The organism is Trichloromonas sp., from assembly GCF_034006665.1.
Taxonomy (GTDB): Bacteria; Desulfobacterota; Desulfuromonadia; order Desulfuromonadales; family Trichloromonadaceae; genus Trichloromonas.
Window position 1 is genome coordinate 25,908 of sequence record NZ_JAVESI010000031.1, and the last position, 16,276, is coordinate 42,183.

Annotated in this window: 19 protein-coding genes; all 19 read left to right on the forward strand. The window is 57.9% G+C overall.

Translation table 11 applies throughout. The features are described from left to right. The first annotated feature begins 44 nt into the window (after positions 1–44). The 19 genes from rpsB (at position 45) to RBR25_RS12160 (ending at position 16,123) form a co-directional block, all read left to right on the forward strand. Positions 45–812, forward strand: coding sequence for a 30S ribosomal protein S2 (rpsB, locus tag RBR25_RS12070; RefSeq protein WP_432819803.1), 768 nt, complete (start codon positions 45–47; stop codon positions 810–812). Positions 813–943: 131 nt separating this feature from the next. Continuing rightward, the gene (gene tsf / locus RBR25_RS12075; RefSeq protein ID WP_432819804.1) at positions 944–1,858 is read left to right on the forward strand and encodes a translation elongation factor Ts; all 915 of its coding nucleotides are present in this window, start codon (positions 944–946) and stop codon (positions 1,856–1,858) included. A 56-nt stretch (positions 1,859–1,914) separates the two neighbouring features. Further along, positions 1,915–2,640 carry a UMP kinase gene (gene pyrH, locus RBR25_RS12080; RefSeq protein ID WP_432819805.1) on the forward strand — a complete coding sequence of 242 codons (726 nt, stop codon included), beginning with the start codon at positions 1,915–1,917 and terminating at the stop codon, positions 2,638–2,640. 5 nt (positions 2,641–2,645) lie between these two features. Then, complete coding sequence (gene frr, locus RBR25_RS12085; RefSeq protein WP_432819806.1) at positions 2,646–3,203, forward strand: ribosome recycling factor; 558 nt, start codon at positions 2,646–2,648, stop codon at positions 3,201–3,203. Positions 3,204–3,244: 41 nt separating this feature from the next. Further along, a complete protein-coding gene (locus RBR25_RS12090; protein ID WP_432819807.1) occupies positions 3,245–3,403 on the forward strand; it encodes a DUF362 domain-containing protein in 159 nt (52 codons plus the stop codon). 168 nt (positions 3,404–3,571) lie between these two features. Next, positions 3,572–4,060 carry a ribosome maturation factor RimP gene (gene rimP / locus RBR25_RS12095; protein ID WP_432819808.1) on the forward strand — a complete coding sequence of 163 codons (489 nt, stop codon included), beginning with the start codon at positions 3,572–3,574 and terminating at the stop codon, positions 4,058–4,060. Between the two features lie 92 nt (positions 4,061–4,152). After that, positions 4,153–5,442, forward strand: a complete 1,290-nt coding sequence (gene nusA, locus RBR25_RS12100) for a transcription termination factor NusA (RefSeq protein ID WP_432819809.1) — start codon at positions 4,153–4,155, stop codon at positions 5,440–5,442. A gap of 11 nt (positions 5,443–5,453) precedes the next feature. Next, positions 5,454–6,050 carry a DUF448 domain-containing protein gene (locus tag RBR25_RS12105; protein ID WP_432819810.1) on the forward strand — a complete coding sequence of 199 codons (597 nt, stop codon included), beginning with the start codon at positions 5,454–5,456 and terminating at the stop codon, positions 6,048–6,050. Then, positions 6,050–8,905, forward strand: coding sequence for a translation initiation factor IF-2 (infB, locus tag RBR25_RS12110; protein ID WP_432819811.1), 2,856 nt, complete (start codon positions 6,050–6,052; stop codon positions 8,903–8,905). Before RBR25_RS12105 ends, infB begins: the two co-directional genes overlap by 1 nt. 13 nt (positions 8,906–8,918) lie before the next feature. Continuing rightward, positions 8,919–9,206: a DUF503 domain-containing protein gene (locus tag RBR25_RS12115; RefSeq protein ID WP_432819812.1), complete on the forward strand. Its 288-nt coding sequence runs from the start codon at positions 8,919–8,921 to the stop codon at positions 9,204–9,206. Positions 9,207–9,218: 12 nt separating this feature from the next. Then, positions 9,219–9,596 carry a ribosome-binding factor A gene (locus RBR25_RS12120; protein ID WP_432819813.1) on the forward strand — a complete coding sequence of 126 codons (378 nt, stop codon included), beginning with the start codon at positions 9,219–9,221 and terminating at the stop codon, positions 9,594–9,596. Beyond that, entirely contained in the window at positions 9,568–10,524 is a 957-nt protein-coding gene (locus RBR25_RS12125) for a DHH family phosphoesterase (RefSeq protein ID WP_432819814.1), read from the forward strand. Before RBR25_RS12120 ends, RBR25_RS12125 begins: the two co-directional genes overlap by 29 nt. Further along, positions 10,525–11,439, forward strand: coding sequence for a tRNA pseudouridine(55) synthase TruB (gene truB / locus RBR25_RS12130; protein WP_432819815.1), 915 nt, complete (start codon positions 10,525–10,527; stop codon positions 11,437–11,439). Positions 11,440–11,536: 97 nt separating this feature from the next. Continuing rightward, on the forward strand, positions 11,537–11,803 hold the full coding sequence (rpsO, locus tag RBR25_RS12135; RefSeq protein ID WP_432819816.1) for a 30S ribosomal protein S15: 267 nt from the start codon (positions 11,537–11,539) through the stop codon (positions 11,801–11,803). A gap of 223 nt (positions 11,804–12,026) precedes the next feature. Continuing rightward, complete coding sequence (pnp, locus tag RBR25_RS12140) at positions 12,027–14,126, forward strand: polyribonucleotide nucleotidyltransferase (protein WP_432819817.1); 2,100 nt, start codon at positions 12,027–12,029, stop codon at positions 14,124–14,126. Between the two features lie 117 nt (positions 14,127–14,243). Beyond that, positions 14,244–14,702 (forward strand): dUTP diphosphatase, encoded by a 459-nt coding sequence (gene dut, locus RBR25_RS12145; RefSeq protein ID WP_432819818.1) that lies wholly within the window; start codon positions 14,244–14,246, stop codon positions 14,700–14,702. Further along, positions 14,689–14,955, forward strand: a complete 267-nt coding sequence (locus RBR25_RS12150; protein ID WP_432819819.1) for a YbeD family protein — start codon at positions 14,689–14,691, stop codon at positions 14,953–14,955. The genes dut and RBR25_RS12150 overlap by 14 nt, the downstream gene beginning before the upstream one ends. Before the next feature lie 125 nt (positions 14,956–15,080). Continuing rightward, positions 15,081–15,695: an L-threonylcarbamoyladenylate synthase gene (locus tag RBR25_RS12155; RefSeq protein ID WP_432819820.1), complete on the forward strand. Its 615-nt coding sequence runs from the start codon at positions 15,081–15,083 to the stop codon at positions 15,693–15,695. A gap of 35 nt (positions 15,696–15,730) precedes the next feature. Further along, positions 15,731–16,123: a hypothetical protein gene (locus tag RBR25_RS12160; RefSeq protein ID WP_432819821.1), complete on the forward strand. Its 393-nt coding sequence runs from the start codon at positions 15,731–15,733 to the stop codon at positions 16,121–16,123. The last annotated feature ends 153 nt before the right edge of the window (positions 16,124–16,276 follow it).

The following is a 16,276-nucleotide window of genomic DNA, read 5'->3' on the forward strand; positions in this document are numbered from 1 at the left end:
GGCGGAGGCATTCAACCAACGTCAAGAAGAAGGAGAAGTACCCCATGGCCCAGATTAGCATGAAGCAACTGCTGGAAGCCGGTGTCCATTTCGGACACCAGACCAAGCGCTGGAATCCGAAGATGAAGCCGTATATTTTCGGCGCGCGAAACGGCATCTATATCATCGATCTGCAGAAGACCGTTCGCTATTTCCGGACAGCTTACGACTTTATCAAACAGACCGTAGAGAACGGCGACAAGATTCTTTTTGTCGGGACCAAAAAGCAAGCGCAGGACGCCATTATGGAAGAGACCCTGCGCGCCGGGCAGTTCTATGTCAACAATCGTTGGCTTGGCGGCATGATGACCAACTTTTCCACCATCAAGGGGAGCATTGAGCGGCTCAAGAAGATCGAGGCCATGTCCCAAGATGGTACCTATGATCTGATTACCAAGAAAGAAGCGCTTCAACTCGAGCGCGAGCGCGCAAAGCTTGAAAAAAGTCTGGGGGGCATCAAGAACATGTCCAAGCTCCCCGGCGCCATCTTCGTCATCGATCCCAAGAAGGAGACGATCGCCGTCAAGGAAGCCCGCAAGTTGGGGATCCCCGTGGTGGCCGTGGTCGATACCAACTGCGATCCCGATGATATCGATTACATCATTCCCGGCAATGACGACGCCATTCGCGCCATTCGCCTTTTCGCTTCGAAGATGGCCGAGGCCTGCATCGAAGGGGGGCAGGCCCGGGAGAACACCATCCGCACCGACGCCGAAGGCGCCGATCAGGTCGAGGCGGCCGAAGTCGCGACCGAGCAGTCGGCCCAAGCCTGATTTTTACGCGTCATGATCGATATAAAGGCGCCCTTCGGGGTGCTTTTTTGAAGATTGAGCGATATATTACCGTTTCAACCAACCCGATTCTATCCTGTCCGCAGCAGGGACAGGTTGCTGGAGGATTGTCCGTGGCACAGATTACTGCATCAATGGTTTCGGAACTGCGCGCCAAAACCGGCGCGGGTATGATGGATTGCAAGAAGGCCCTGAGTGAGACCGGGGGCGATATGGAAGCGGCGATCGACTTTTTGAGGAAAAAAGGCCTGTCCGCCGCCGCGAAAAAAGCCGGTCGGGTTGCCGCCGAAGGGATGGTGGTTGCTGCCGGTCAGGGGCGCATTGGGGCGATCGTCGAAGTCAACGCCGAGACCGACTTCGTTGCCAAGAATACGGCCTTTCAGTCTTTTTCCGCCGGTGTGGGTGAGGCTGTTGTCGCCGGCGCTCCCAAGGATCTGGGTGAACTGATGGCCGCCACCTTCCCGGGGACCGGTCGTACTGTCGCCGAGGAGCAAACCCACCAGATTGCCACCATCGGCGAGAATATCAATATCCGCCGTTTTGCCCGCTTTGCCGTTGATTCCGGTGTGGTCGCCTCTTATGTCCATGGTGGCGGCAAGATCGGCGTCCTTGTCGAGTTGGCTACCGTCAGGGAAGATGACGAGCGGGTTCAGACCCTTGCCCGGCAGATCGCTATGCATGTGGCCGCCGCCAATCCCCAATATCTCGATCGTCAGGAGGTGCCCGCCGAGGTTATCGAGCGTGAAAAGGACATCATGCGCGTTAAGGCCAAGGAGAGCGGCAAGCCTGACCACCTGATCGAGAAGATTCTCGATGGCCAGATCAACAAGTTCTTCGGGGAAGTCTGCCTTCTTGAGCAGTCCTATGTCATCGACCCCGACCAGAAAATTACCAAGGTGGTCGAAGTGCTCGCCAAGGAACTCGGCGCGCCCCTCAAGCTGAATCGTTTTGCCCGTTTCCAACTGGGTGAGGGGATCGACAAGAAAGAAGGCGATTTTGCCTCGGAAGTCGCTTCTCTCGTCAAGTAGCATTTATCCTGACTCTATAAGGCCCCTCCTTCGAGGAGGGGCCTGGCGGAGAAACTATGACCGACGCAAAACCGGCATATCGAAGAATTCTTCTCAAACTCAGCGGCGAAGCTCTGGCCGGCAATCAGGGGTACGGAATCGATCCTGACGTCATTGTCAGCATCGCCGAGGAGATTCGCGAGGTTACGGCCTTGGGTACCCAGGTTGCGCTGGTCATCGGCGGCGGTAATATCTTTCGCGGGGTGGCCGCAGCGTCGAAGGGAATGGATCGGGCCAGTGCCGACTACATGGGGATGCTGGCAACGGTTATGAACAGTCTGGCCATGCAGGACGCTCTGGAGAAAGTTGGGGTAGCGACCCGGGTGCAGTCGGCGATCGACATGCAACAGGTGGCTGAGCCTTATATCCGCCGTCGTGCCGTGCGCCACCTGGAAAAAGGTCGCGTTGTTATTTTCGGTGCGGGTACCGGCAACCCCTATTTCACCACCGATACCGCCGCCAGCCTGCGCGCCATGGAGATCGGAGCCGAGGTGATTCTCAAGGCGACCAAGGTCGACGGGGTCTATACCGCAGATCCGGCTAAGGACAAGGATGCCGTCAAGTTTCCCTCCCTGACCTACCTGGATGTCCTGAAGCGAGGCTTGCAGGTCATGGACGCTACTGCCACTTCGCTGTGCATGGATAACCATCTGCCGATCGTGGTCTTTGATCTGACCTGCCGCGGCAACATTATGCGGGTGGTGCTCGGCGAAGCTATCGGTACGATCGTCAAAGGAGATTGAGTCCAATGACCAAGGATATTGTCACCAAAGCTTGTTCCTCCATGGACAAAGCCATAGAGGCGTTGAAAAAGGATTTTACCAAGGTGCGGACCGGGCGCGCCTCGGTCTCGTTGCTTGATGATGTCCGTGTGGACTATTACGGAACGCCGACTCCTCTCAACCAGTTGGGTACCCTGGCGATTCCTGAGCCCCGGTTGATTACCATCCAGCCTTGGGAAAAGAAGCTGCTGCCCGAAATTGAGAAAGCTATTTTCAAGGCCGATCTTGGGTTGACCCCCACTTCCGACGGCCAGTTGATCCGTATGGTTATTCCTGCTCTGACCGAGGATCGTCGCAAGGAGATGGTCAAGATGCTCAAGCGCATGGCCGAGGATGCCAAGGTCGCGGTGCGTAATATTCGCCGCGAGGCCAATGATGCGGTAAAAAAGCTTGCCAAGGACAAGGAAATTTCTGAAGATGACGCCAAGCGCGTCGAGAAGGAGATCCAGGATCTCACCGACAAGTTTGTGGCCAGGACCGATGAGGTCGTGGCGGTCAAGGAGAAGGAAGTGATGGAGATCTAACCCCTAACCACTCCATCCAAATCACCCAAGGAGGAAGTCTCATGAAGATCACTGATGAATGTATCGCCTGCGGCGCTTGCGCCGACACCTGCCCGGTCGGGGCCATTGTCGAGGCCGGTGACAAGTACAAGATCACCGACGATTGTACCGAATGCGGCGCCTGCGCCGATGTCTGCCCGGTCGGCGCGATCGTGGCTTAAAACCTTCCGAAAAGGCGCCTAACGGCGCCTTTTCGCTTTTCACCCTGCCGGTTTGCCTGTAAATTTCCCTTGCAATTCGCCCGTTGGCATGATAAGAATTCCCTGTTAATTTGTTCACTATGAAGAAAGTGAGCCCTTGCTCACTTTTTTTATTTGAGGGAAGGTAACGTGGCGCAACAGACCTTACTGGAACAGCTTACCGCCATCATCGATCCTATTCTCCAAGCCTATGGCCTGGAATTGGTTGATCTGGAATATAAACATGAAGGGCGGGACTGGTTTCTGCGGATTTTCATCGATAAGCCGGGAGGCGTGACCTTGGATGATTGCGCCGAGGTCAGTCGTGAGGTTGGGGCGGTCCTTGAAGTCGAGGATCTTATCCGCAACGCCTATCGCCTGGAGGTTTCCTCCCCCGGTCTTGATCGGCCTTTAAAGAAGATCGAGGACTATCGGCGTTTCGCCGGAAGTTTGGTCAAGGTAAAAACCTTTGAGAGCATGGATCCCGATCAACGGGGGCAGTCTCGCAAAACCTTTACCGGTACCTTGCTCGGGGTCGACGGGGATCGGGTTCGCATAGAACAACAGGATAAAAAGGGTGGTATTGTTGAGATCCCCTTTTCCGGGATCGCCAAGGGCCATCTTGAATTCGAATTTTAAACTGTCAACAAGGCCGGCGTTCCCGGCGGAAACCCACAGCCGGCATAGGGGCGCTAAGGCCCCAAGCGTTATGGATACAGGGGGAAGTTGAGATGGTCACAAATCTTAACCACATCATCGACCAAGTAGTGAAGGACAAAGGGATCGATCGGGCCGTACTGGTCGAGGCCTTGGAATCCGCCGTCCTCTCCGCGGCCAACAAGAAATACCGCAATACCCGGGATCTTGAGGCACACTACAACAATGATCTGGGTGAGGTAGAGGTTTTCGAATTCGTTACGGTTGTTGAGGAGGTTCAGGATTCCTACAAGGAAATCGATCTGGCCGAGGCGCGGGAGATCGATTCCGAGGTCGAGCTCGGCGACTCCCTGGGAATGAAGCTCGAAGCCAGTAATTTTAGCCGTATCGCTGCCCAGACGGCGAAACAGGTGATCATTCAAAAGGTTCGGGAGGCGGAGAGGGAAGGGGTCTTCAACGAATTTCAGGATCGTATCGGCGAGTTGGTTAATGGGATCGTCCGTCGTTACGAACGTGGTGACCTGATTGTCGACCTGGGCCGTGCCGAAGCCCTCCTCCCCCATCGTGAGCAGGTTCCCCGGGAAAATTACCGCCAGGGGGATCGGGTTCGGGCCTACATTTCCGACGTCAAGATGTCCACCAAGGGACCGCAGATCATCATGTCCCGTACCCATCCCGGTGTGGTTGCCGCGCTTTTTTCCTTTGAGGTTCCGGAGATTGCCGAGGGAATTGTCGAGATCAAATCGGTTTCCCGGGAGCCCGGCAGTCGCGCCAAGATCGCCGTTGTTTCTCACGATCCCGACGTTGATCCGGTCGGGGCCTGCGTCGGCATGCGCGGTTCGCGGGTGCAGAATGTCGTGTCCGAACTGCGCGGCGAGAAGATCGATATCATCCCCTGGTCCCCCGATATTGCCCGTTTTGCCTGCGCGGCTCTGGCTCCAGCCGAGGTGACCCGGGTCTATGTCGATGCCGATGAGCAGGCCCTTGAAATCATCGTTCCCGATGATCAGCTGTCCCTAGCTATTGGTAAGAAGGGCCAGAATGTCCGACTTGCGGCTAAACTGACCGGCTGGAAGATCGATATCAAGAGCGAATCGCGGGCCGCTGAAATCGAGCAGGAAGAGTCCGCCCGCGGAGAGGATGAGGAGGGCGCGGCTTTGGAGCCGGCGGAGTCGGTGGAGACGGATGCAGCTACCGCCCTAGCAGTGCGTCATACTCGTGACGAGCTTTACGAAATGGCCAAGGATTTCGATATTCCAGGGCGTAGTTCCATGACCAAGGAAGAATTGGCCCGACATCTCGCTCCTTTTGTCGCGGGTGAAGAGTCCGCTCCATCCGATGGTCCCCTTTCCGAAGAGGGGTAAGCGGTTACGGCATGATCGCAACGCGGCATACCCCCAAGCGCACCTGTCTCGGTTGCCGGCAGGTTCTTGAACAGCACGAGTTGGTCCGCTATGTTCTGGCCCCCGATGGTGAGCTTCTGGTCGATTACCGCCATCGTCTCCCAGGTCGGGGTGTATATACCTGCATGAATCCGCAGTGTATACGTCAGGCAGTACAGCGCCGGCAGTTTCAACGGGCGTTTCGCCGGGAACTCCTGGCCATTGATCCGGAGCGCTTGAACGCTGCCCTTCGCGCTGCGATTGAGACGAAAATCATCAGTCTTGTGGGGATGGCTCGGAAGTCGGGGATTGTTCTCTCCGGAGCCCGGCTGGTTCTGGATGCTCTGGCGATGCCGGGGCAGATCGCGATTGTGATGCTGGCCGGGGATGTTTCTGCGGGCATTGCCGATAAGGTTGTTGCCAGTGCCTCGTACCGGGGGATTCCCATCTGGCGGTTGCTCGACAAGGAGCAGCTCGGTAGGATGCTGGGTAAGGAGGAGCGTAGCGTGATCGCTCTTAAAACGGGTGCGTTGGCCGAATCGGTTAAGACGGAAGTATTACGATACAAGCAGATGGCAGGGGAGATTTGATGGGAAAGACAAAGGTTTTCGAATTGGCGCAGAAGTTGGGCCTGGAGCTGAGAACGGTCATGGACCGGCTGCGGAAAGCGGGAGTCGAAGTGAAGAGCGAGAAGAGCTTTCTCGATGACGATGACCTGCGGAAGTTTGAAGCCCAGGATTCGGCACAGGCCGAGGTTGTCGAAGAAGAGCGGATTACTTCCGGCGTGATCCGCCGCCGGCGCAAGGATGTTAAGCCTGCTGTCGAGCCCGTTGCCGTCGAAGTCCCCGCGCCGCCCGCTTCCGTTTCCGTTGAGACGCGGATCGAAACACCTCCCGTCTCGACCAAGGTCGAGGAGGAGCCTGCAAGCGAACCTTCTGTTGTTCTTTCCGAGAAGAAGGCCGAGCCGCCCGTGCCGCCGGCTCCTGAGATCGGCGAGATGGGCAAGAAAGCGGTCGTTGAAGTTGCGGTTTCGCCTCCACCGGTTCAGGAGGTGGTGCCGCCGACAGCTGATGTGTCAGCGGAAAAGCCTAAGAAAGAATCCGTGGCGCCAGTAACTTCCCCTCCCGCCGCCGTCGTCTCCAAGGTTGTGGGGAAGATGCCGGAAACCAAGGCTACGCTTACCCCCCGGCCAATGACCGAGAGTCGGGAGCGCGAACCACAGAAGGCTAGTCCGTCCCGGGCCAAGATCCTTGGTCGGGTGGAGTTGCCCGTTGCCGCGAGACCTGAGACCCGCGGTCGTGACGCCGGTCGGCCCGAACGCCCGGCCACGCCGCCGGGACGGCGCCCGAGTGCCCCCCGCGAAGATCGTTCCGCTACTGGCGAGGGTGGTGCCGGTCGTTCTTTCGGCGGCCCGACCGGGGCTCCCCCCCGGAGTGGGCGTGGCCCCTCGATTCCGGCGCCTTCCACGGAAGTTTTCCCGACCAAGGAAGCTCGTGGCGGTAAGAAGAATAAAAAAGGCAAAGGGGCAGATTACAGCGACGGGGATTTTGCCGCAGGTGGAGCGAAGCGCCGCCAAAAGCGCGAGGTTTTCGAGCCGGAACGGGGGGACAAGCTTCGTCGTGGCCGCAAGGGGGCCAAAGTTGTCAAGAAAACGGAAGTCACCGTCTCCAAGGCCATCAAGCGCATCATCCGCATCAGCGATGTCATTTCCGTAGGTGAACTCGCCAAGCGTATGGGGGTCAAGGCCAACGATCTCATCAAGGAGCTCATGCGTCAGGGGACGATGGTCACCATCAACCATCCCCTCGATTATGAAACCGCTGCTCTTTTGGCCAATGATTTCAATTACGAGGTGGAAAACGTCGCCTTTGACGAGGAAACCGTTCTTGAACATGCCGGCACCCGCGCCGGCGAGGCAGAGTTGTCCGAGGGTTTGGTGGCCCGGCCGCCGGTCGTCACCATCATGGGCCATGTCGACCACGGCAAGACCAGCTTGCTCGATGCTATTCGGGCCACCAATGTTACCGAAGGTGAGGCCGGCGGCATCACCCAGCACATCGGTGCCTATGATGTCGAGCTCGACGGCAAAAAGGTCGCTTTCCTCGACACTCCCGGTCATGAGGCTTTTACCGCCATGCGGGCGCGGGGGGCCAAGTCCACCGATATCGTCGTTCTTGTCGTGGCTGCCGACGATGGCGTGATGCCTCAGACCAAGGAGGCGATCAATCATGCCAAGGCCGCCGAGGTTCCGATTCTGGTGGCAATCAACAAAATCGACAAGCCCGACGCCAATCCCGACCGGGTTAAGCAGGAATTGACCGAATTCGGCATGCTTCCTGAAGAATGGGGGGGAGAGACGATTTATGTCGAAGTTTCCGCCAAGCAACGGACCAATATCGACCAACTTCTGGAGATGATTCTGCTCCAGGCGGAGGTCATGGATCTCAAGGCCAACCCCAACAAGCGCGCCAAGGGCGTTATTGTCGAGGCCCGTCTCGATCGCGGACGCGGTCCGGTGGCCACGGTCCTGGTTCAGGAAGGAACCTTGCGGGTCGGCGATCCGATCGTTACCGGCGTGCATTTCGGTCGGGTACGGACCATGGTCGACGACCGGGGGGGGCGTGTCGAGGCCGCCGGGCCATCCTGTCCGGTGGAGGTGACCGGTCTCTCCGGGGTGCCCGAGGCTGGTGACAGCTTTCACTCGGTGGAGGATGAGAAGACCGCCAAGGAAGTCGCCCAGCACCGCGCCCAGAAGGTGCGCGAAGCCGAACTCGCCAAGACCAGCAAGATTTCCCTGGAGCAACTCTACGCCCGCATCAAAGAAGGGGATGTCAAGGAGCTCAAAATCATCATCAAGGGGGATGTCCAAGGTTCTGTGGAGGCGGTCAAGGATTCGCTGCTCAAGCTTTCTACTGACGCCTGCCGCCTGATTGTCATCCATACCGGCGTCGGCGGCATCATTGAGAGCGACATCACTCTGGCCTCGGCTTCCGATGCCATCGTTCTTGGCTTCAATGTCCGTCCCGAACCGAAGGCTGCGGCCATGGCCGAGGCGGAAGGGGTCGATATCCGCCTCTACAACATCATCTATGACGCCGTGGCCGACATCCGCGACGCCATGGAAGGTCTGCTTGCTCCGACTTTGCGGGAGAAATATCTGGGCCGGGCGGAAGTCCGCGATACCTTTGTCGTTTCCAAGGTCGGTACGATCGCCGGTTGCTATGTGGTCGACGGCAAGATTGTGCGCGGTGCCAATGTCCGTCTGGTGCGGGACAATGTCGTGGTCTGGGAAGGGCGGATGAGTTCCCTCAAGCGCTTCAAAGACGATGTCCGCGAGGTGGCGAACAACTACGAGTGCGGTATTGGCCTGGAAAACTACAACGACATCAAAATCGGCGATGTGATCGAAGCCTTCGAGATGGAGTCGGTCAAGACGTCGCTCTAGAGGAAGGGCGCGGATGGTCGTCGGCGTTCTGCATCTGGAAATCCTGCTTCACGCGCCCCAGTCTATCAAGGAAAAGCGCAGTCTGGTGAAAAAGCTGCTGGCGCGCTGCCGCAACAATTTTCCCGTATCCGCTGCCGAGGTTGGGGCGCAGGATCTCTGGCAGCGTACCCATCTTGGATTCGCCATGGTTCATCACGATGAGAAGGCGATTCATCAGGTTTACGATCGTCTTGACGAGTCCATAGAAGAGACCGGTTTCGCCGAAATTGTCGATCGTTTCATCGAGATTCTTCATTACTGACAGGAAAACTGTTTGGAATTTCAACGTTCACATCGTGTGGCCGAGCAGATCCACAAGGAAGTATCGGCCCTTCTTATCAAGGGGCTGAAGGATCCGCGTATCGGCTTTGTGACCATCACGGCGGTGGAGGTCACCCCTGATCTGCATCTGGCCCGGATCTACTTTTCCGCCATCGGTTCCGACGTCGAGGTGAAAAACACCGAAAAGGGGCTGAAGAGTTCCGTTCCTTACCTGCGGCGGGAGCTGGGCAAGCGTTTGCGCATGCGCTACGTTCCTGATCTGCTTTTTTTGTTCGACCACTCCCTGGCCTACGGCAATCGTATCGATACGTTGTTGCGCCAAGTCAGCAGTGAGCATACGGATGATCAGGACGATTCTGGAGAAAATTGAGGCGGGCGCGAGCTTTCTGGTGGCCTCCCACGAAAGTCCCGACGGCGACGCTATGGGTTCGACTCTGGCTCTGACCCATTTTCTGCGGGAATGGGGCAAGGAAGTCCTCCCCTATAATCGTGACGGGATCCCTCGGGATTATGCCTTTCTGCCTGGTTCCGAAAGAGTGGTTTCCGAGATACCTCCCGGTGCGTCCTTTGATGTCGGTTTTATCCTCGATGCTGGGGAATTACGGCGTGCCGGCAGCGGGCTCAAGGACGTCTGCCGGTCTCTTGTCAATATCGATCATCACCCTTTTTCTGAAAATTTTGGCGATGTTTATTACGTTGACGAAGAGGCCTGCGCCACTGGCGTCCTGATCTATCGTCTGGTGAAGGCCTCGGGACGCCCCATTTCCCACAATGTAGCGCTCTGTGTCTATACCGCCATTCTTGCCGATACCGGCTCCTTCCGTTATTCTAACGCCAATCCCGAAGCCTTTGCCGCCGCTTCGGAGTTGGTGGCCCTGGGGATCAATCCCTGGGATGTTGCTTCCGCTCTTTACGAGAGTCAGGACGAAAAGCGCTTGCGTCTGCTCGCCCAGGCTTTGGCGACCTTGACCGTTTCTTCCTGCGGACGCTATGCATCGGTGGCGGTAACCCAGTCGATGTATGAGCAGGCCCGGGCCGGCGCTGAGCATACCGACGGATTCGTCAACTATCCCCGTTCGGTGCACGGGGTCGAGGTGGCGATCTTTTTTCGCCAGATTTCCCCGACCTCGTTCAAGGTAGGTTTCCGCTCCAAGGGGCGCATCGACGTTGGCGCTCTCAGTCGGGAGTTCGGTGGCGGTGGCCACCACAATGCCGCCGGCGCCGTCGTTGACGGTCCCCTCGACGAGGTTCGGGCCACGGTCTTTTCCCGTCTTGACGATCTGCTCGCCGCTTGTTAAATGGACGGAATCCTCGTCATTGACAAGCCGCAGGGGGTCAGCTCCCATGACATTGTTCGGCAGGTGCGACGCCTCTGCCGTCAACGCCAGGTCGGGCATGCCGGAACTCTTGACCCCATGGCCACTGGAGTTCTGCTGGTCGGTGTCGGTCAGGGAACACGCATTATCCAGTTTCTCATGGATGGCCGCAAAGCCTATCGCGCTACACTGAAGCTGGGGGAAAGTACCGATACCCAGGATGCCGAGGGCCGGATTTTGGAACGCCGTCCCTGGTGGGGTGTTTCCCCCGAAGGGGTGAGAAGGGCTTGTGAAGCGCTGACGGGGACGATTCTCCAGACCCCTCCCATGTTTTCGGCCCTGAAAAAAGAGGGTGTTCCCCTTTACAAACTGGCCCGTCAGGGGATTGAAGTCGAGCGGGCAGCCCGCGAGGTTACCATCCACCGGATCGATATAGAATCCATCGAACTGCCTTTGGTGACGTTGTTGGTGGAGTGTTCCAAGGGTACCTATATCCGCACCCTGGCCCATGATCTGGGGGAGGATCTTGGCTGCGGCGCCCATCTTACGGCATTGCGCCGCACCCGCAGCGGTTCTTTCGATGTGCGCGACGCGATTCGCCTTGAGGATTACCGGGAACGACCCGAAGACCTGCCGTTACGGCCGCTTTTGGAAAGCCTGGCTGAATTCCCCAGGCTGAGCTTGGACGAGTCAGCTGCGAGTCGACTGCGCAATGGCATCCCGCCGGCCCGCGCCGAAATCATTGACGGCAACTTGCCCGAGGAAGGAGGACGAGTTCTGCTGCTCGATCACGGAGCTCTGCGGGCGGTAGCCCGGTTCGATCCCCGCAGGGAACGGGAAAAACGCGGAGACTTCGAGCTGCTGCGGGTTTTCCCTGCCAATAACGATACGCTATAGAGTCTTTACAACCCGCCGGGTTTATGCTACTAATTCGCAAATTAACGTCTCAAGTCCAGGGACATTCCTGGCATATTGATTGAAAGGAGATGGCACAGTGCTGGCCACGGAACGCAAACAGGAACTTATCGACAAATTCAAGACTCACGAGGGGGACACCGGTTCTCCCGAGGTGCAGGTTGCGCTTCTTTCCGAGCGGATTACCTATCTCACCGAGCATTTCCGCACCCACAAAAAGGACCACCATTCCCGCCGCGGACTGCTTAAAATCGTTGGTCAGCGCCGGCGTCTGCTCGATTATCTGAAAAATAAGAATGTCGAGCGGTACCGTAACCTGATCAAGGAATTGGGGATTCGCAGATAGTCTCGGGCAGCGCGCTTTTCGTTTCGGCGGAAAGCGGCTGCCTTTTGTTTTCTGGTTGATGGCTCTGGAGGTTGTCCGGAGAGAGCTTCCGACGTTCTGAAAGGATGACGGAGGCTGTCTCAGGCCTGCCTCCTGTGCCATTTTTTGTACACAACAAGCAAGGCACATCAGTGTGCCGTCGCGTTAAGCCCCGGGGGCAAGCGGCGGCAAAGGAGTGAAAAACATGGCTTATCACAAGGTCGAAGTACAGTTTAACGGGCAACCCCTGACCATCGAAACCGGTAAGATGGCCCGTCAGGCCGATGGCGCGACCGTGGTTACCTACGGGGAAACCAAGATTCTTTGTACTGCGGTTTCCGCCAAAACCATGCGGGAGGGGCAGGGTTTCTTCCCGCTTACCGTCAATTATCAGGAAAAATTCTACGCCGCCGGCAAGATTCCCGGCTCTTTCTTCCGCCGGGAGCGCGGCGCTTCTGAACGGGAAACCCTCATCTGCCGCTTGATCGACCGGCCCATGCGGCCGCTTTTTCCTAAGGGCTACCTCTACGAAACCCAGATCATGCCGACCGTCATTTCCGTCGACAAGGTCAACGATCCCGATACCCTGTCGATCGTAGCCGCCTCGGCGGCCGTTCAAGTCTCCGACATTCCCTTCGCGGGGCCCATCGCCGGGGTACGGGTCGGTCGCGTTGACGGCCGGTTTATTGCCAATCCGACCCTGCAGCAGATGGCCGAGAGTGATCTCGATATTGTCGTCGCCGGATCTCGGGACGCGGTCATCATGGTCGAAGGGGAGGCTGACTTTCTTCCCGAAGCAGATCTGCTTGAAGCGATCTTCTTTGGTCACGATGCCATGCAGCCGTTGATCGACGCCCAGATCCAACTGGCCGAAATGGTCGGTGTGACCAAGCGTGTTTTTGAAGCGCCGGTGGTTGATGAAGAACTCAAAGACAAGGTCGTCGCCCTTGCCGAGCCCAAGGTCCGCGCCGCCGTTGCCCTTCGTGCCAAGCAGGATCGCCATGCCGCCCTGGAGCAAGCGCAGGCCGAGGTGCTGGCCGAACTGGGTGAGGAGTACGCCGAACGCAAGGGGGAAATCGCTGCAATCTTCGGCGGCGTCGAGAAGAAGGTGGTGCGGCGCATGATCATCGAAGACAAGGTGCGTATCGATGGTCGCGACGTGGCTACCGTACGTCCCATCACCTGCGAGGTCGGCATCCTTCCCCGTGCTCACGGCAGCGCCCTCTTCACCCGCGGCGAGACTCAGGCTCTGGTAGCGGTGGCCCTCGGTACTTCCATCGACGAGCAGCGCATGGATAACGTGCAGGGGATGGAATTCAAGAAATTCCTCCTGCACTACAACTTCCCCCCTTTCTGCGTCGGTGAGACAAGCATGCGTCTCTTTCCGGGGCGCCGGGAAATCGGCCACGGCTATCTGGCTGAGCGCAGCGCGTCGAAGATTCTCCCCAAGCATGAGGACTTCCCCTACACCATTCGCGTCGTTTCCGACATTCTCGAATCGAACGGCTCCTCGTCCATGGCCAGCGTTTGCGGCGCCTCTCTTTCGCTGATGGATGCCGGCGTGCCTGTCAAGGAGCCGATTGCCGGCATCGCTATGGGCCTGATCAAGGAAGGGGATGACGTGGCCGTGCTCAGCGACATTCTCGGTGATGAGGACCATCTCGGCGACATGGACTTCAAGGTGACCGGTTCGCAAAACGGCGTTACCGCGCTGCAGATGGACATCAAGATCACCGGGGTCAACCGCGACATCATGCGTACCGCCCTAGCCCAGGCCCGCGACGGTCGTATCCACATCCTCGGCAAGATGGCCGAGGCGCTCAGCGCCCCCCGCGCCGAGCTTTCTCTCTATGCGCCGCGCATCACCACCATCTACGTCAAGCCCGACCAGGTACGCACCGTTATTGGCTCCGGCGGCAAGAACATCCGCGGCGTCATCGAGGCCACCGGCTGTACCGTCGATATCGAGGATGACGGCAAGATCAATATCGCCTCGGCCGACGGCGAGGCCTGCAAGCGCGCCATCAAGATGATTCGCGACCTCACCCAGGAAGCTGAGGTCGGCAAACTCTACATGGGGACGGTCAAGAAGATCATGGAATTCGGCGCCTTCGTCGAAATCTATCCCGGGACCGACGGTCTGGTGCACGTTTCCGAACTGGCCAAAGAGCGTGTCAAGGCTGTGACCGACGTTCTCAACGAAGGGGACCAGGTACTGGTCAAGTGCATCGGTATCGACAAGCAGGGCAAGATCAAGCTCTCCCGGAAGGAAGCTCTCGGCGAGAGTCTGCCGGAACAAGCCTGATTCTTTTATAACAACCCTGTCACTGTTACAGGATAGACCGGTTTGGGGCCGGGGGTGCGGATTCGCCCCCCGGCTTTCCGCTTTCGTAAACCATATCGCTCAGCCCGGGAGGATGTCATGGAAGATGTTGCGGTGGAAATCAAACGCCTGCGCGAGAAGGCGCGCCTTCCCCGCTATATGACTGAACACGCGGCAGGGATGGATATTCATGCCTGTCTTGACGCCCCGCTGACCCTGGCCCCGGGGGATCGGGTCTTGATTCCTACCGGTTTGGCCCTGGCCATTCCGCCGGGGTATGAAGGACAGGTGCGCCCCCGATCCGGTCTGGCGCTCAAACAGGGGGTGACTCTGGTCAACAGTCCCGGCACTATTGATGCCGACTATCGGGGGGAGTTCGGGGTGATTCTCATCAACCACGGCCAGGAGGCGGTCTCCATCGCCGATGGCGACCGGATTGCCCAACTGCTGATTGCGCCCGTCTGTCGGGCAACACTGTGCGAAGTTTCGGAACTTTCCGCGACCGTCCGCGCTTCCGGCGGGTTCGGGCATACGGGGCTCGGCGATGTTGAACGATAAGGATTTGCACATCGAGTTCCCCTGCGATCATATTTTCAAGGCCTTCGGACCCAACGACGGTAAATTTGTCGCGGCGGTTCAGCTGGCGGTCGCCTCGGTCACGCCCGTGGCCGCTGACTCCCTGAAGGTTCGTCCCAGCAGCGGCGGCCGCCACCAGTCCGTTTCGGTGCTGGTTCGCCTCCATAATCTTCAGCAACTTCACGGCATTTATGCCGCTCTGAAGGATGTTCCACGTCTCAGCTATCTGCTCTGAAGCCCGCTTCGATTTTTACATCGCGTTTCCGGACGACATTCTTAGCTCTTTCGCCCGTGCGGGGCTTGTGATATGATCCATGCCCGGTTAAAGTACGTTCATATTGCCGGAGCAAGGAGTTTCCCGTGATTCTGGTCATCAATCCTGAAAATCCCCAGAAACGTCTGATTGCCCAGGTCGTCGAGTGTCTCCGGGAGGGGGGAGTGATTGTCTATCCCACCGACACCACCTACGGCATCGGTTGCGACATCTTCAATAAAAAGGGGGTCAAACAGATCTATCAGATTAAGCAACGCGATCCGCGCAAGCCTTTCTCCTTCATCTGCGCCGATCTCTCCGATGTCGCTAACTACGCCCAGGTCAGCAATTTTGCCTTTCGCACCTTGAAGCGTAATCTTCCCGGCCCCTATACCTTCGTTCTTGAAGCGACCCGCATCGTTCCTGATACCCTGACCACCAAGCAGAAGACCGTCGGCATCCGCATTCCCGACGATCCCATCGCCCTGGCCATCGTTCGTGAACTCGGCCATCCCTTGGTGACGACCAGCGCTAATCTCACTGGAGAGGAGCCGCTGGGGGATCCGTCGTTGATTCACGACTCCCTCGGGCGACAACTCGATCTGGTGGTGGATGGCGGCATCCGCATGGGCGATCCGTCGACGATCATCAGCCTGATCGGCGACCGGGTGGAAATTCTGCGCCAAGGCAGCGGCGACACGTCTTGGATTCACCAACTCTGAGGTTCGGCTTTGTGTCTTTGAAGGGGGAGGAGTAAATGGACACCAAAGAGATCACCGTGGTTTTTTGTGGCCGCTACAACCCGCGAGATGACTGGGACTTTCCCATCGACGAGGGGGCCATCACCGGATTCCTCACCGACGCCCAAGAGGAACTGGCTCGTTACGGCGTGACCTTGTGCCATCATGAGGAACCGGAAATGGTCATCGTCATCAACGGCTACGGCGATATTCTCAACTCGATCCGGTTGCGTTCTCCCCGTGACGGCTTCGTCAATCTCTGCCTCGGCAACGTCATCGGCACCAGCCCCAATCGCGATTTGATCGAAGATCTCAAACGTGGCATCAATCGGGTCGCCTTCGCCCCGGAGACGATTGCGCCTGAGGATCACAACAAGCACGTCTGCCATAACTGCGGTTGCGGCTGCTGAGAATCTTTTCCAGGCGGTATTGAAATATCGAGTAGGGTGAGGCGAGCAGATCAAGCTCGCCTCATCCCTCTCACAGAACCGTACGTACGGGCCTCGTATACGGCTCCTGTCCATTCTTCCCCTCAGTACGTCTGAGGCAGGTACCCGGTTTGC